Origin of the sequence: Geothrix fermentans DSM 14018 (genome assembly GCF_000428885.1) — a bacterium.
GTDB lineage: Bacteria > Acidobacteriota > Holophagae > Holophagales > Holophagaceae > Geothrix > Geothrix fermentans.
In genome coordinates this window covers 628,137-642,449 of record NZ_KE386810.1, presented here as the reverse complement: position 1 = coordinate 642,449, position 14,313 = coordinate 628,137, and the positions used below count along the sequence as shown (strand labels likewise).

The window sequence follows — 14,313 nt, the reverse complement described above, 5'->3', positions numbered from 1 at the left end:
TCCATGACCAACCTGAAGCCCACCGGCCACCGGGTGGGAGGAAAAATTCCGGCGCCGCCCATCGGAGGATTTCCCGCGCGGAGGGCTCCTAGCATGGAGCCATGCGCTGGTCGGATGAGCACCTCTACGAACGGATCCTGGCGAAGGACGCCTCCTTCGACGGGCGGGTGCTCACGGGTGTCCTCACCACCGGGATCTACTGCCTGCCGTCCTGCCCGGCGCGGAAGCCCCTGGCCCGTAACGTGCGGTTCTTCCCGGACGAGTCCGCGGCGCAGGCCGCGGGCCTGAGGCCGTGCAAACGCTGCCGCCCTGACGCTTTCTACCGGGGCGAGGATGCGGACCTGGCCCGGCTGGAGGAGGCCATGGCCCGGGCCCTGGCGGATCCCGCGGCCTTCCCCGAGGCGGAGGCCCTGGCGGAGGTGGCCGGGGTGGGCCTCACCAAGCTGAAGGCCCTGTTCCGGGACCACGCCCACACCCAGCCCGCGGCCTTCCTCCAGCGGGCCCGCATCCAGGCCGCCTGCGCCCGGCTGGCCGCAAGCGCCTCCCCCCTGCTCGACCTGGGCGCCGCCGTGGGCTTCGAGAGCCCCTCCGGCTTCCATGAGGCCTTCCGCCGGCAGACGGGCCTGGCCCCCGGCGCCTACCGGGATCTGCTGAGTTCGGACCGTTTCACGCTGCCGCTGCCCGAGGGCACCCGGCTCGGCGACCTGCTCCGGTTCCACGGCCGGGATCCCGAAAGCGTGTCCGAGCGGGTGCGGGGGGACGCCCTCCGCAAGGCCGCCCACTTCGATGGGAAGCCCGGAATCCTCCACCTGGCCTTCGGCCCCTCGGCCGTCACCGCCACCCTCGAGGGGGCCGCCGGACCCCGCGCCATGGTGGAGGCCCACCGGGCGGCCCTGAGGCTGCTGGGCTGGCATGGGGATCCGGCCCCCTTCGAGGCGGCTCAGCCCCGGCTGGCCCGGGGCCGCGAGGGCCTGAGGGTGCCCCTCACCCTGGATCCCTTCGAGGCCCTGGTCTGGGCCATCCTGGGCCAGCAGGTGAACCTGGCCTTCGCCTACGCCCTGCGGCGGGACCTGATCCGCCTGGCGGGAACCCCCGTGGGGGACCTCATCGCCCACCCGGAGGCTCCGCGCCTCGCGACGCTGGATCCTGCGGACCTGACGGCCCTGCGCTTCTCGCGGCGCAAGGCCGAGTACCTCCTGAATGCGGCCGCCCAGGTGGCCCAGGGCCGCCCGGCGCTGGAGGGCCTGCTCACAGCCACGGCGGCGGAGAAGGCCCTCCTGTCTCTGCGGGGCTGCGGTCCCTGGACGGCGCAGTACGTGCTGATGCGCGGCCTGGGCTTCCGGGACTGCGTGCCCGTGGGCGACGCGGCCCTCACCCTGGCGCTCCAGCGCTGGTTCAAGCTCGAGGATCGTCCCGATGGGCCGGCCACCCTGCGCCTGATGGCCCCCTTCGCGCCCCACCGCAGCCTCGCCACCTTCCACCTCTGGGCCAGCCTGAAAGGAGTGCCCGCATGACGGGTTTCCATCGCCTCGACACTTCCCTCGGCCCCATCCTGGCGGCCTTCGACGGCCGGGGTTCGGTCATCTACCTGGGCTTCGCGGACCACGAGTTCCGAGAGCCCCTGCTGGCGAAGGTGGCCCGGCTGGGCCCCGTGGCGGACCCGGCGGGCGGGGCTGTGGCCCGCCTCCGTGATCAGCTGGACGCCTACGCCGCGGGGCGGCGGACCGCCTTCGACGTGCCCTTCCGCCTCCACGGCAGCCCCTTCGAGCAGCGGGTCTGGGCGGGGCTCCAGCGCATCCCCTTCGGTGAGACCCGCAGCTACGGCCAGCTGGCCGCGGACCTGGGCGATCCGAACCTCAGCCGGGCCGTGGGCCGCGCCAACGGCGCCAACCCCATCTCCATCCTCGTGCCCTGCCACCGCGTGATCGGGGCGGACGGCAGCCTCACCGGCTACGCGGGCGGCCTGGCCATGAAGGCCCGCCTGCTGGACCTTGAAGGAGCCTTAGAGGTCGTATCAACACCCCGACGGGGCCGCGATGAAGCCAGGCGGGATGCACCGAAAGGAAGCGCCCGCAGGGCGATGCGGGATATCGTTCAAGGGCGGTGACGCCGTGGGGCGCCCGCCTGGCTTCATCCCTCCGGGCGAGGGCACCGGGCGTCGCGATGCCGCGTCAAGCTCGTCGCGCGTAGTGCCCGCTACGCTTCTCCTCGCTTTCCTCGCCTCGCTCGCCCGGTTCCCTCGCGCGGCCACGTGGGGGTGATGATACGACCTCTTAGTCCGGCCGGGTCCAGATGAAGGCGAGCACCCCGCCGAGGCACAGGGCCAGGCCCACCTGGACCACCGGCGATGGACGGGCGAGGCCGTAGGTCAGGAGGCCGCTGGCCAGGATGGCCGCCGTGGCGGCCCGCTTGGCGCCGGGCCGGATGGCGCGGCGGGTCTCCCAGTCCCGGAGCAGCGGGCCGATGCGGGGGTGCCTGAGCATCCAGCCATGCAGCCGCTCGGAGGACCGGGCGAAGCAGGCGGCGGCCAGCAGGAGGAAGGGGGTCGCGGGCAGCAGGGGCAGGAACAGGCCCAGGACCGCCAGCCCCAGGCAGAGCAGGCCTCCGGCCACGAGGAGCGGATGGAGCCAGGGGCGGGCGGGCCCCGGGTTCATCCGTCCAGGCGGCCCAGGGGGCCGCGGGTGAGGCACAGGGTCTCCGTCGAGGCGGCCCCGAAGGCGGCCCCCAGGAACGCCACGGCCCTCGCGGTCTCCACGGCCCCGCAGGAGAAGTAGTCCACGGCGGCGAAGCCGTGCTCGGGCCAGGTGTGGATGGCCAGGTGGCTCTCGGCGATGATGACGGCCCCGCTCACGCCGTGGGGGCTGAAGTGGTGGAAGCTGTGGGTGACGATGGTGGCGCCGGAGGCGCGGGCCGCTTCCAGCATGGCCGCAGTGACGCGGTCCAGGTCCGCGAGGACCGCGGCGTCGCAGCCCGTGAACTCCACCAGGAGGTGGCGGCCGAGGGCGCTCCCCGGGGTGCTCGTAGGGGCGCTCACGGCCGCCTCGCCAGCAGGGCCACGCACTCCACGTGGCTGGTGAGGGGGAAGAGGTCCAGCACCGCCAGCTTCTCGAGGTCCCAGGCGGGCCCCAGCCGCTTGAGGTCCCGGCAGAAGGCCGCGCCGTCGCAGCCCACCAGCACCAGCGTCGAAGCGCGCGCGGCGCAGAGGCGCTCCGCCAGGGCTGGCTCCAGCCCGGCCCGGGGCGGGTCCAGCAGGACCACGTCGCCCGGCTCGCCGAGGCCCTCGGGCACCCAGGCTCCCACATCTCCCACCTGGCAATCCGAGGGCAGGCCCAGGGCCTCCAGGTTGCGCCGGGCCCAGGCCACGGCCGCCTCGCCGGACTCCACCAGCACACGACGGTCGAAGCGCTTGCCCAGCAGGGCGGAGAAGAGGCCCACGCCGCCGTAGAGGTCGTAGAGCGTCCGCCCCTTCACGTCCCAGGATTCGAGCAGCTCCCGGAAGGCCTGGGCGGCCCAGGGCGGGCTCACCTGGAAGAAGGCGCCGGGCTCGTGCCGGAGCGTGAGACCGCCCAGGCGCTGGGCGAGGGGGGCGTCGCTGCGGTGCCAGCCATCGGGCTCCAGGCGCCAGGTGCGGCCACGCTCGTCCGTGGCCAGGACCTCCTCCGCCGGCGTGCCCGTGGAGAGCTCCCAGCGGCCTGGACGGGTGGGGAGGATGCGGGCGGCCAGGGCCTCCTGGAGCCGCGGGATGGCCAGGGACAGGGGCTCCGCCGCGGCGGGGCAGGTAGCTACGGGCACGAGGGCGTGGCTGTGGCGGCGGAAGTAGCCCAGGGCCGAGCCGTCCCAGTGGAGCTGGATGCGGTGGCGGCGCGCGTCACTGGGAGCGGGATGCCAGTCCCAGGGCACCGCCTCACCCAGCTGGCGGCGGAGGAGGTCGGCCACCATCTGCCGCTTCAGGTCCGGCGCGTGGCGGCCCGCCTCCCACAGCTCGCAGCCGCCGCAGGTCCCGGCCACGGGGCACTCGGCCGCGGTCCGGCGGGGATCCCGGGTGAGCCAGCGGGTGACGCGGCCCTCGCCGTGGCGGGCCTTCCACACCACCTTGGCCTCCACCACCTCGCCGGGGAAGAGGGCCAGAGGCGCCTCCAGCAGCAGGAGGCGTCCGTTGGCCTCGTGGGCCACGCCCCGGCCGCCCCAGGCCAAGCGGTCCACGGGGCCCTGCCAGGTCGCGGTGGGGGCCGGGGAATTCCGATATGCTGGCGGGACTTTCGTCGTCCTCTTCCTGGAGTCTGGTTCCGCCTTGCGATTCACTGTCGCCGTCCCCCCTGAGCACCGTAGCATCCTCCTGGACCGCGTGGCCGGGGAGATGCGCCGCTCCATGGTCTTCACCGAGGGCGGCACAGCGGACGTGGTGCTGGGCTTGCCGGGCGACGGCACCTTCGCGGACTGCGAGGCCTGGCCCGGCCTGGAGGCGGCGGAGGCCCTGGTGCGGGCGGCCTGGGCGCGCCTGCAGGACCGCCGGGACATGGAGCGGCTCCACGAGGTGGGCCGGGCCCTGGCCTCGGAGCAGAACCTGGACCGCCTGCTGGACCTGATCCTCAGCAAGGCTCGGGAGCTGCTGACGGCCGAGGCGGGGTCCATCTACCTGCTCACGGGGGACGAGGACCGCCCCGAGCTGCTCTTCGCCCACACCCAGAACGCCCGGGTGAGCCTGCCCTTCGCGCGCGTCGCCATGCCCATCTCGCGCGAGGCCCTGGCGGGCTACGTGGCGCTCAGCAAGGAGAGCCTGAACCTGCCGGACGTCTACCGCATCCCCGCGGAGGCGCCCTACCGCTTCAACGACAGCTTCGACCGCCAGGCCGGGTACCACACCCAATCCGTCCTGGTGGTGCCCATGCTCGACACGGAAGGGCAGGTCCTGGGCGTCCTGCAGCTCCTCAACCGCCTGGACGAGGAGGGAGGCACGGTGGCCTTCTCCGGGGCAGACCAGCGCCTGGCCCAGAGCCTGGCGGGCCAGGCCGCGGTGGCCGTGCGGAACGCCCAGCTGCGGGAGGAGATCGAGCGGCTCTTCGAGGGCTTCGTGGCGGCCTCGGTCACGGCCATCGAGGCCCGGGATCCCGTCACCAGCGGCCACTCGGGCCGGGTGGCGGACCTCACCGTGGGGCTTGCGGAGGCCGTCAACGCCACGCCCAACGGCGCCTACGGCAGCCTCTCCTTCAGCGAGCGCCAGCTGCGGGAGCTGCGCTACGCCAGCCTGCTGCACGACTTCGGCAAGGTGGGCGTCCGCGAGCAGGTGCTGGTGAAGGCCAAGAAGCTGGATCCGGGCCAGCTGGAGCTCATCCTCCAGCGCCTGCGCCAGCTGGAGCTGGAGGAGGCCCTGGAGGCCCTCGCGCAGGCCTGGAAGGGCGGGGGGGACCCCGAGCTGTGGGAGCGCGCCAGCCGGGACCGCAGGGCCGAATCGGAGCGGCTCATCCATCTGGTGCGGCAGAGCAACGAACCGACGGTGATGGCCCAGGAAGTGGCGGAAGGGCTGGGGCTGCTGGAAGGCCTCACCTTCACCCACTGGAGCGGCGAGCGGCGGTCCCTCCTGGAGCCCGCCGACCTGGCCAGCCTGCGGATCCGCAAGGGCAGCCTGTCGGAGACGGAACGGCTCGAGATCGAGAGCCACGTCACCCACACCTTCCGCTTCCTGGAGCGCATCCCCTGGACCCGGGACCTGGCGGGCATCCCCGACATCGCCTACGCCCATCACGAGCGCCTCACCGGCAGGGGCTATCCCCGGAAGCTGTCGGAGCGGGAGATTCCGGTCCAGAGCCGGGCCATGGCCATCGCGGACGTCTACGATGCCCTCACGGCCCAGGACCGGCCCTACAAGGGCGCCGTGCCCGTGGAGCGGAGCCTGGCCATTCTCGAGGACGAGGCCCGGGAGGGGGCCCTGGACCGGGCCCTGCTGGATCTCTTCATCGAAGCCAGGGTCTTCGAGCGGACGGCCCGGCGGAGCTGAGGGTGGAGGAAGGCCGGGAGAACCTGTAATCTAGGGGATTGGAGTGCCCATGTCGGAACGCGAGCCCCGAACCATCGACCTGCAGGGAATCCTGGACCTGCTGCCCCACCGGTACCCGATCCTCCTGGTGGACCGCGTCCTGGATTTCGAGCCCGGGCAGTGGATTCGCGGCCTCAAGAACATCAGCTACAACGAGCAGATCTTCCAGGGCCACTTCCCGAGCCGGCCGGTGTTCCCGGGCGTCTACGTCCTGGAGGCCATGGCCCAGACCGGCGGCTGCCTGCTGCTCCAGGACATCGAGGACCGCGCCCGCAAGGTGATCTACTTCATGGGCATCGACGGGGCCAAGTTCCGCAAGCCCGTGCTGCCCGGCGACCAGCTGGTGATGGAAGTCAAGGTGGTCCAGCTCAAGGGCCGGATCTGCAAGATGCGGGGCGAGGCCTTCGTGGACGGCCAGAAGGTCGCGGAAGCCGAATTCATGTCCATGCTGATGGACCTGGCCGAGGGAGAGGGACGATGAGCGCGCAGATCCATCCGAGCAGCGTGGTGAGCCCGGAGGCCCGGCTGGGCGAGGGCGTGGTCGTGGGCCCCTTCTGCGTCATCGAAGGCAACGCGGTCATCGGCGCCCGCACCCTGCTGCGCAGCCACGTCGTCATCGGCCCCCACACCGAGCTCGGCGAGGACAACGACATCTACCCCCACGCCACCCTGGGCATGGGCCCACAGGACCTCAAGTTCAAGGGCGCGCCCACCCGGCTGGTGGTCGGGAACCGCAACGTGATCCGGGAGGGCTCCACCCTCCACCGCGGCACCGAGGGCGGCGGCGGGCTCACGACCCTGGGCGACGACAACTTCCTGATGACCGGTTCCCACATCGCCCATGACTGCCACGTGGGGAACAAGAACATCTTCGCCAACTGCGCCACCCTGGCCGGGCACGTCCATGTGGGCGATGGCTGCAACATCGGCGCCTTCTCCGCCGTGCACCAGTTCTGCCGGGTGGGCGACCACGCCTTCATGGGCGGCTTCACCGTGGCCACCCAGGACGTGCTGCCCTTCATGAAGACCGCCGGCGCCCGCGATACCAAGAGCTACGGCGTGAACACCATCGGCTTGCAGCGCAAGGGGTTCCCCGTGGAGGTCGTGGAGGCCCTGAAGAAGGCCCACCGCCTGCTCTTCCACGCGGGCCTGCTCCGCGAGGAGGCCATGGCCCAGACCGAGAAGGAAGTGGGGCACGTGGCCGAGGTGGCCTACCTGCTGAGGTTCATCCGCGAGGCCAAGCGGGGCGTCCACCGTGGCTGAGCAGCCCGCCACGGGTCCGCAGCGGCGCCACGCGACCATCGCCATCATCGGCCTTCCCAACGCGGGCAAGTCCACCCTGCTGAACGCCCTGCTGGGCCAGAAGCTCGCCGCCACCAGCCAGATCCCCCAGACCACCCGCACCCGGGTGCTGGGCGTGGTGAACCGGGGCGATGTGCAGCTGGCCTTCCTGGACACTCCCGGCATCCACCTGCCCAAGCACGCCCTCAACGAGCGCATGATGGCCCATGTGGAGCAGGCGCTCGAGGAAGCCGACCTCCTCCTGTGGATGGTGGACGCGGACGACTACCTGGGAACCGGGGAGCATGCTCTGGCCAAGCGCCTGCGCAAGCTCGGCCGCCCCACCTACCTGCTGCTGAACAAGATCGATCTGCTCTCCAAGGGCCGGCTCCTGGAGAAGGTGGCCACCTACAAGGACCTGCTCCCCTTCAGGGAGATCGTCCCCATCGGCGCCAAGATGGGTCTGAACCTGGATCCCCTGTGGGCCCTGCTGGAGCGCGATGCCGCTCAGCCCGGCTGGCTGCACGACGAGGAGACCTTCACGGACCAGACCGAGCGCTCCCTGGCGGCGGAGTTCATCCGGGAGAAGGTGCTCCGCAAGACCCGGGAGGAAGTCCCCCACGGCGTGGCGGTGGTCATCGAGCGCTGGATCGAGCCGGGCCACGACGACTATCCCGAGGACATGGACCCCGATGGCGTGTTCATCGCGGCCCGCATCCTGGTGGACCGGGACGGCCACCGCAAGATCCTGCTGGGCAGCCAGGGGGAGATGATCAAGGACATCCGCCAGAGCGCCCAGCGCGAGCTGAAGAAGCTGCTCCAGCGGCCCGTGCGCCTGGAGCTGTTCGTGAAGGTGGACGAGGGCTGGCGGGACCGGCCCGACCGGCTGGATCGGCTGGATCTTTAAATCGACAAGTCCGTAGCGCGGTGCTCGGTATCGAGGGGCGCCAGGCCCGCCGTGCCCGTGACCGAGGTGTACTGGCCGCGATCCGGGTCGAAGGCGAATACCTCGCCGGTCTCGATCTTGTAGACCCAGGCGTGCAGGTGCAGGCGGCCGCCGGCCACGGCCTTGGCCACCGATGGGTGGGCTCGCAGGGTCTCCAGCTGGACGAGGACGTTCTCCTCCACGGTGGCGTGGAGGAGTTCGTTCCCCTTGAGGTGGCCGTAGCTCTCCCACATGATCCGCTCGGTCTTGCGGGCGTGGGCCAGCCAGGCCTTGGTGGCCGGGAGCTCGCCGAGCTGCTCCGGCTCCAGGAGGGCCTTCATGGCGCCGCAGTTGGAGTGGCCGCAGACGATGATGTCCTTCACCTGGAGGGCCGAGACGGCGAACTCGATGCCGGCCGAGGTGCTGCCCAGGCTCTCGTAGGGGGGCACGAGGTTCCCCACGTTGCGCAGAATGAACAGCTCGCCGGGTTGGGTCTGGGTGATCAGGTTCGGGCTGATGCGCGAGTCCGAGCAGGTGATGAAGAGCGTCTCCGGCGCCTGGTCCCGGCCGAGGCGTTCGAAGAGGTTCTTGTGGGAGCTGAAGATCTGGGTCTGGAACTGGTGGATGCCGTGGACGAGCTTCTGCATGTCTCCAGTCTACCGGAGGTCAGGTCCCGGGGGCATGGGCCCGCTCAGAGGTTCAGGTGCGCCAGATGCTCTTCGGAGGAGATGGGCGTGTTGGGCTCGTCGTGGATGATCTTGCCGTCGCGCAGCTTCACGATGCGGTGGGCGTGCCGGGCGATGTCCTCCTCGTGGGTGACGAGGATGATGGTGTTGCCCTTCTGGTACAGGTCCTCGAAAAGGGCCATGATCTCCACGCTGGTCTTGGAGTCCAGGGCGCCGGTGGGCTCGTCCGCCAGCAGGATCGAAGGGTCGTTCACCAGGGCCCGGGCGATGGCCACGCGCTGGCGCTGGCCACCGGAGAGCTGGTTGGGCATGTGGTCGCTGCGGGTGCCCAGGCCGACGTTCTCCAGGGCCTTCAGGGCCATCTGGTGCCGCTCGGCGGGCGACTTACCGGCGTAGATCAGCGGGAGCTCCACGTTCTGGAGCGAGGTGGTCCGGGCCAGCAGGTTGAAGGTCTGGAAGACGAAGCCGATCTCCTCATTACGGATCTGGGCCAGCTCGTCATCGCTCATGGACGAGGCCAGCTTACCATTCAGCTCATAGGCGCCGGTGGTGGGGGTGTCCAGGCAGCCGATGACATTCATCATGGTGGACTTGCCGGAGCCGGAGGGTCCCATGATGGCCACGTACTCCCCGCGGTGGATCTCCATGGACACGCCGTCCAGGGCCCGCACTTCCATGTCGCCCATTTGGTAGACCTTGGTGATGTCGGTGAGCCGGATCAGAGGGGCGTCGGTCATGGGATCCTCGAAGGGCCGGCGGGGCCCTGGTCCATCTTCGCAGAACGTCTGGGGCGGGTTTAGGGCCAGCGGCGGATTCCCGCTACAATCCTGGATCCGTCCTGCATTCCGCCGTTAGGTTCTCCGCGATGATTGATTCCCTGATCCGAGCCCTGGGTCGGCCGCTGTTGCGGCTGCGCTACCGAATCCATGCGGAGGGTCTGGACGCCGTTCCCGCCCCAGGGAAGCCGGGGATCCTCTTCCTGGCCTCCCACCCGACGCTGGTGGATCCATTCCTGCTGGGGGCCGAACTGCACCCCAGTTATGCCCCGATTTTGGTGGTGGGGCGGGACCATGCCGCCTCGGCCCCCCTGCGCTGGCTGGCCCGGGCCCTGGGGGCCTGGCCGCTACCGGATCCCGTGGATGCCGGCGACCGCGCCCGCGCCCTCCTGGACCAGCGCCTGACAGCCCTGGCCGAGGATCTGGCCGCAGGCCGCAACCTCCTCATGTTCCCGGGCGCCCGGCTGGCCCGGCAGAAGACCCAGGATCTCTCGGACAACAGCGCCGTGGCCTCGATCCTCCGTCAGGCGCCCGGAACTCGGGTCGTGGTGGTGCGTCTCCAGGGGCTCTGGGGCAGCCGCTTCAGTGCGGCCTCCGGGTGCCGGCCCTCCATCGGGCTTGAGCTGTTGAAGAGTCTGGGCTACCTGCTGGCCAACGGGCTGTTCTTCATGCCCCGGCGGGATGTCCAGGTGGCCTTCGAGGAGATCCGGGACTTACCCGTGGCGGAGGGCCGCCAGGCCGTGAACCGGGCCTTGGAGACCCGGCTGAACGAAGGCGCCACGCCGCGGACCTTCGTGCCCTACCTGGTCTGGAAGGACCACGCGCCCCGCACCCTCCCGGAGCCGCCTCGGCCCATGGTGGAGGGCAACCCGCGCAGCGTGCCGCCCCAGGTGCGGGACGCCGTGCGCCGTCACCTGCAGACGGTGACAGGCCGCGGCGACCTCCAGGACTACCAGGACCTCGTGAAGGACCTGGGCCTCGATGTCCTGGGGCACCGGGAGCTGGAGATCTGGATCGAGCGGGCCTACGGGTACCGGTGCAGTGATCCGGCCTCCCTCCAGACCGTGGGCGACGTGGCGCTGGCGGCCACGGGCGCAGCGGTCTCCCTGCGTCAGGGCGAGCTCAAGGCCGTGCCCCACGCGTGGTTCCATACCCGCACGGACCTGCCCATCGAGATGCCCGAGGGCGACAGCATCCCGGAGGTGTTCCTCCGGCAGGCGCGCCGCGACCCGGGTCGCGTGGTCATCGCCGACCAGCTCGGCGGCGTGAAGACCTACCGGGACATCCTCACGGCGATCCTCGTGCTGAAGCCCATCTTCGAGGAGCTGGAGGGCACCCACGTGGGCCTCATGCTCCCGGCCTCCGGGGGCGCCAGCATCCTCTATCTGGCTCTGCTGTTCGCGGGCAAGACCCCCGTGCTGGTGAACTGGACCTCCGGGGCCCGGAGCATGGCCTACGGCCTGGACCTGGTGGGCGTGAAGCAGGTGGTCAGCGTGTCCACCCTGATCAGCCGGCTCGAGGCCCAGAGCGTGGACCTGTCCGCCGTGAAGGACCGCCTGGTGCTGCTGGACGTGGTGGGCAAGCGGATCACGCTGGCCACCAAGCTGTCCGCCGCCCTGCGGGCCCGTCTGGGCTGGACCTCCCTCGACGCCTCCGCAGCCCCGGCCACCGCCGCGGTGCTCTTCACCAGCGGCAGCGAGAGCTACCCCAAGGCTGTGCCGCTGAGCCACGGGAACATCCTCGCCAACATCCGCGATATCACCCAGGCCATCCGCTTCCGCGAGGATGAGCGGGTCATGGGCTGCCTGCCGCCCTTCCACGCCTTCGGCCTCACCACCACCACCATCCTCCCGCTGCTGCTCGGGCTGCGGGTGGTCTACCATCCCAACCCCACCGAGGGCCGGATGCTGGCCCGCCTCATCGGGGCCTATCAGGCCACGCTGCTGGTGGGCACGCCCACCTTCCTGGCGGGCATCCTGCGGACCGCGGAGGACCGCCACCTGGAGTCCCTGCGGATCGTGGTCTCCGGAGCGGAGAAGTGCCCGGAGCAGGTCTACGCCACCCTGGCCCGGCGCTGGCCCCGGATCGCCGTGCTGGAAGGCTACGGCATCACCGAGTGCTCGCCGGTGGTCTCGGTGAACCGGGAAGGGGATGTCCGCATGGGCAGCATCGGCAAGCCCCTGGTTTCCGTCGAGTGGGCCATCGTGGACCTGGACACGGGCCGGCGGGTGCAGCCCGGCCAGCCCGGCATGCTTCTGGTGCGGGGCCCCAGCATCTTCTCCGGCTACCTCAACCCGGACGTGGAATCGCCCTTCGAGACCTTCGAAGGCCGTTCCTGGTACCGCACGGGGGACCTGGTGTTCCAGGACCGGGGCGTCCTGGTGTTTTCCGGCCGCCTCAAGCGCTTCGTGAAGCTGGGCGGCGAGATGGTGTCTCTGCCGGCCATCGAGGAGGCCCTCTCCCGCCGTTTCCAGGGCGAAGACGAGGTCGAGCCCCTCCTGGCGGTGGAGGCCACCAATGAGGATCTCAACCCGGATCTGATCCTCTTCTCCGTGTCGGACATCGCGCGGGAGGAGGCGAATGCCGCCATCCGTGCGGCGGGACTCTCCTCTCTGCACAACATCCGGGTGGTCCGGCACATCGACCAGATCCCCACCCTGGGTACGGGAAAGACCGACTACCGGGCCCTGAAAGCCCTGCTGGAGGAGGCCTCGGCCTAGGCGGGCACCTCCAGCAGCACCGCCAGTCCCAGTCCTCCGCCGATGCCGAGGGTGGCCACGCCCAGCCCGCCGCCCCGGCGCCGCAGCTGGTGGATGAGGGTGGCCACGATGCGGGCGCCGGTGGCGCCGATGGGATGGCCCAGGGCCACGCCGCCGCCGGCCACATTGAGACGCTCCGGGGGAAGATCCAGCTGCAGCTGGCAGACCAGGAGCTGGGCCGAGAATGCCTCGTTGAGCTCCCAGAGGTCGATGTCGGTGACCGCCAGCCCGTGGGCCGCCAGGAGGCGCTGCACGGCCGGGACAGGGGCCTCGCCCATGTCCAGGGGATCCACGCCGGCTTCACTCCAGCCCAGGATCCGGGCCAGGGGAACGGCATCTCTAACCTGGTCCCGCCGGGCCACGAGGATGGCCGCGGCCCCGTCGGAAAGGGCCGAGGCGTTCCCGGCTGTGACCTGGCCCTGTGGGTCGAAGACAGGGGCCAGGCGCGCCAGGCCTTCCTCCGTGATCCCCGGCCGGATGGATTCATCGTGATCAAGTCTGGGATAGGGCAGCAGCTCGGCCCCGAAGTCCGCTGCCACGGCACGGCGGTGGCTCTCCGCGGCCCAGGCGTCGGCCTCCAGTCGCGTGACGCCCCGCTTCGCCGCGAGCCGCTCGATGGTCTCGCCCATGAGGAGGCCCGTCACAGGACAGCGCAGGCCGTCGTGGTGCATGACGTCCGGCAGTTGGCGGTGGCCCATGCGGAAGCCCCAACGCAGACCGGGCACCAGGTGGGGGGTGTCGGACATGGCTTCGCTGCCGCCGGCCAAGATGGGCGCCTCCGCCCCGTCCCGGAGCCGCTGGGCCGCGAGGATGAGGGCCTGGAGGCTGGAGCCGCAAGCCATGTTGACGGTGAACGCCGGAGTGTCCGCCGGGAGTCCGGCCCCGAGGGCCAGGGTGCGCGCCGGGTTCATGCCCTGGGTGTGGCTGCGGGCCATGCCCCACAGGACGCTACGGGGGCGGGGCAGGGTTGCATCCGCCAGCAGGCCTTCCACCGCGGAGCGGCCGAGGCTCACGGCGCCCAGGCCGGCGAGGCTGCCGCCGTAACGACCCTGCGGCAGACGACCCGCGGCGAGGATCAGCAGATCGTTGGGGCCCTTCATGAAGCCGGGGTCCAGTCGTCCGGGGTCGGCTCCCGGGGCCCCAGCCGGACGTCCGGAGGGAACCAGGCGTCCCAGAGGGCCAGGTGCCGGGCCACGTACTCCCGGACCCAGTACCGGATGCGGTTCACGGGGGGCCGGTCCTCCGTGGAGGCCGGTACGCCCCAGGCCTGGATGCCCAGGCGGTCCGCGACATAGAGGGCCCTCGGCAGGTGGAAATCCGAGGTGACGATGACCACCTGCCGTTGGCCGAAGACAGCCTGGGCCCGCTTGAGGCTGTCCCAGGTGCGGAGCCCCGCGTAGTCGCTGACGATGTGGGTGGGTGGAACGCCCTGCTTCACCAGCCAGCGCCTCATGGCCTGGGGCTCATTGTAGGAGGGGTGGCGGTTGTCGCCGGACACCAGGAACCAGCGGACCTTGCCCGCCTGGTAGAGGCTGAGGGCCGTGCGGAGCCGCCCCTGGAGCAGCTCGGTGGGCTCGCCGTCCCCATAGACGCCAGCCCCCAGCACCAGCACGGGGCCGCCCACGGGCGGAAGCGCCTCGGCCCGGTAGATTTGCTGGTGGTGCATGTGCGGGAACCTTCCCAGGGTCCAAAGCAAATCTCCCAGGAGGGGAAGCGCCAGGGCCAGGATCAGGGTCCGCCGGTGCGGCCTGCAGCGATGAAGAAAGGCGGAGATCGGCATCGTGAGTTAGCATAGACCTTCCGTACGCCCCAGCCCCATGGACCTCCCGCCCGAATGAGACGCCTTGATGAA

General features: G+C 71.0%; 14 protein-coding genes. 7 read left to right on the top strand and 7 right to left on the bottom strand.

Annotated features, from left to right (window positions below):
* The first annotated feature begins 101 nt into the window (after nucleotides 1-101).
* Both G398_RS0113485 and G398_RS18510 read left to right on the top strand, forming a co-directional pair.
* Nucleotides 102-1,514, top strand: a complete 1,413-nt coding sequence (locus G398_RS0113485; protein WP_026853986.1) for a DNA-3-methyladenine glycosylase 2 — start codon at nucleotides 102-104, stop codon at nucleotides 1,512-1,514.
* The gene (locus G398_RS18510; protein WP_084512691.1) at nucleotides 1,511-2,107 is read left to right on the top strand and encodes a methylated-DNA--[protein]-cysteine S-methyltransferase; all 597 of its coding nucleotides are present in this window, start codon (nucleotides 1,511-1,513) and stop codon (nucleotides 2,105-2,107) included. The genes G398_RS0113485 and G398_RS18510 overlap by 4 nt, the downstream gene beginning before the upstream one ends.
* A 166-nt stretch (nucleotides 2,108-2,273) precedes the next feature.
* On the opposite strand, the gene G398_RS0113475 is transcribed toward G398_RS18510, so the two are convergent.
* From G398_RS0113475 to G398_RS0113465, 3 genes are read right to left on the bottom strand one after another with little or no spacing between them, the layout of a single operon-like run.
* Nucleotides 2,274-2,654 carry a YbaN family protein gene (locus G398_RS0113475; RefSeq protein WP_052571963.1) on the bottom strand — a complete coding sequence of 127 codons (381 nt, stop codon included), beginning with the start codon at nucleotides 2,652-2,654 and terminating at the stop codon, nucleotides 2,274-2,276.
* Nucleotides 2,651-3,034: an adenosylmethionine decarboxylase gene (gene speD / locus G398_RS18505; protein WP_052571962.1), complete on the bottom strand. Its 384-nt coding sequence runs from the start codon at nucleotides 3,032-3,034 to the stop codon at nucleotides 2,651-2,653. Before speD ends, G398_RS0113475 begins: the two co-directional genes overlap by 4 nt.
* Nucleotides 3,031-4,203, bottom strand: coding sequence for a class I SAM-dependent RNA methyltransferase (locus G398_RS0113465; protein ID WP_026853984.1), 1,173 nt, complete (start codon nucleotides 4,201-4,203; stop codon nucleotides 3,031-3,033). Before G398_RS0113465 ends, speD begins: the two co-directional genes overlap by 4 nt.
* Before the next feature lie 88 nt (nucleotides 4,204-4,291).
* Between G398_RS0113465 and G398_RS18500 the strand changes: the two genes are divergently transcribed.
* The 4 genes from G398_RS18500 to era are packed head-to-tail and all read left to right on the top strand — an operon-like array spanning nucleotide 4,292 to nucleotide 8,222.
* Nucleotides 4,292-5,995: an HD family phosphohydrolase gene (locus tag G398_RS18500; protein ID WP_084512688.1), complete on the top strand. Its 1,704-nt coding sequence runs from the start codon at nucleotides 4,292-4,294 to the stop codon at nucleotides 5,993-5,995.
* Between the two features lie 49 nt (nucleotides 5,996-6,044).
* Nucleotides 6,045-6,515, top strand: a complete 471-nt coding sequence (fabZ, locus tag G398_RS0113455; protein WP_026853983.1) for a 3-hydroxyacyl-ACP dehydratase FabZ — start codon at nucleotides 6,045-6,047, stop codon at nucleotides 6,513-6,515.
* Nucleotides 6,512-7,297 (top strand): acyl-ACP--UDP-N-acetylglucosamine O-acyltransferase, encoded by a 786-nt coding sequence (gene lpxA / locus G398_RS0113450; RefSeq protein WP_026853982.1) that lies wholly within the window; start codon nucleotides 6,512-6,514, stop codon nucleotides 7,295-7,297. Before fabZ ends, lpxA begins: the two co-directional genes overlap by 4 nt.
* On the top strand, nucleotides 7,290-8,222 hold the full coding sequence (era, locus tag G398_RS0113445; protein WP_052571961.1) for a GTPase Era: 933 nt from the start codon (nucleotides 7,290-7,292) through the stop codon (nucleotides 8,220-8,222). Before lpxA ends, era begins: the two co-directional genes overlap by 8 nt.
* On the opposite strand, the gene G398_RS18495 is transcribed toward era, so the two are convergent.
* Both G398_RS18495 and G398_RS0113435 read right to left on the bottom strand, forming a co-directional pair.
* Nucleotides 8,219-8,887: a carbonic anhydrase gene (locus tag G398_RS18495; protein WP_052571960.1), complete on the bottom strand. Its 669-nt coding sequence runs from the start codon at nucleotides 8,885-8,887 to the stop codon at nucleotides 8,219-8,221. The two genes, era and G398_RS18495, sit on opposite strands and share 4 nt — an antisense overlap.
* A 44-nt stretch (nucleotides 8,888-8,931) precedes the next feature.
* The gene (locus G398_RS0113435; RefSeq protein WP_026853980.1) at nucleotides 8,932-9,663 is read right to left on the bottom strand and encodes an ABC transporter ATP-binding protein; all 732 of its coding nucleotides are present in this window, start codon (nucleotides 9,661-9,663) and stop codon (nucleotides 8,932-8,934) included.
* A gap of 128 nt (nucleotides 9,664-9,791) precedes the next feature.
* Here G398_RS0113435 and G398_RS18490 point away from each other — a divergent pair, with 128 nt between their 5' ends.
* A complete protein-coding gene (locus G398_RS18490; protein WP_052571959.1) occupies nucleotides 9,792-12,422 on the top strand; it encodes an AMP-binding protein in 2,631 nt (876 codons plus the stop codon).
* Here the strand turns inward: G398_RS18490 and G398_RS0113425 are convergent.
* Nucleotides 12,419-13,561 carry a thiolase family protein gene (locus tag G398_RS0113425; protein WP_026853979.1) on the bottom strand — a complete coding sequence of 381 codons (1,143 nt, stop codon included), beginning with the start codon at nucleotides 13,559-13,561 and terminating at the stop codon, nucleotides 12,419-12,421. The two genes, G398_RS18490 and G398_RS0113425, sit on opposite strands and share 4 nt — an antisense overlap.
* A complete protein-coding gene (locus G398_RS0113420) occupies nucleotides 13,558-14,127 on the bottom strand; it encodes a SanA/YdcF family protein (RefSeq protein WP_052571958.1) in 570 nt (189 codons plus the stop codon). The genes G398_RS0113425 and G398_RS0113420 overlap by 4 nt, the downstream gene beginning before the upstream one ends.
* Between the last annotated feature and the right edge of the window lie 186 nt (nucleotides 14,128-14,313).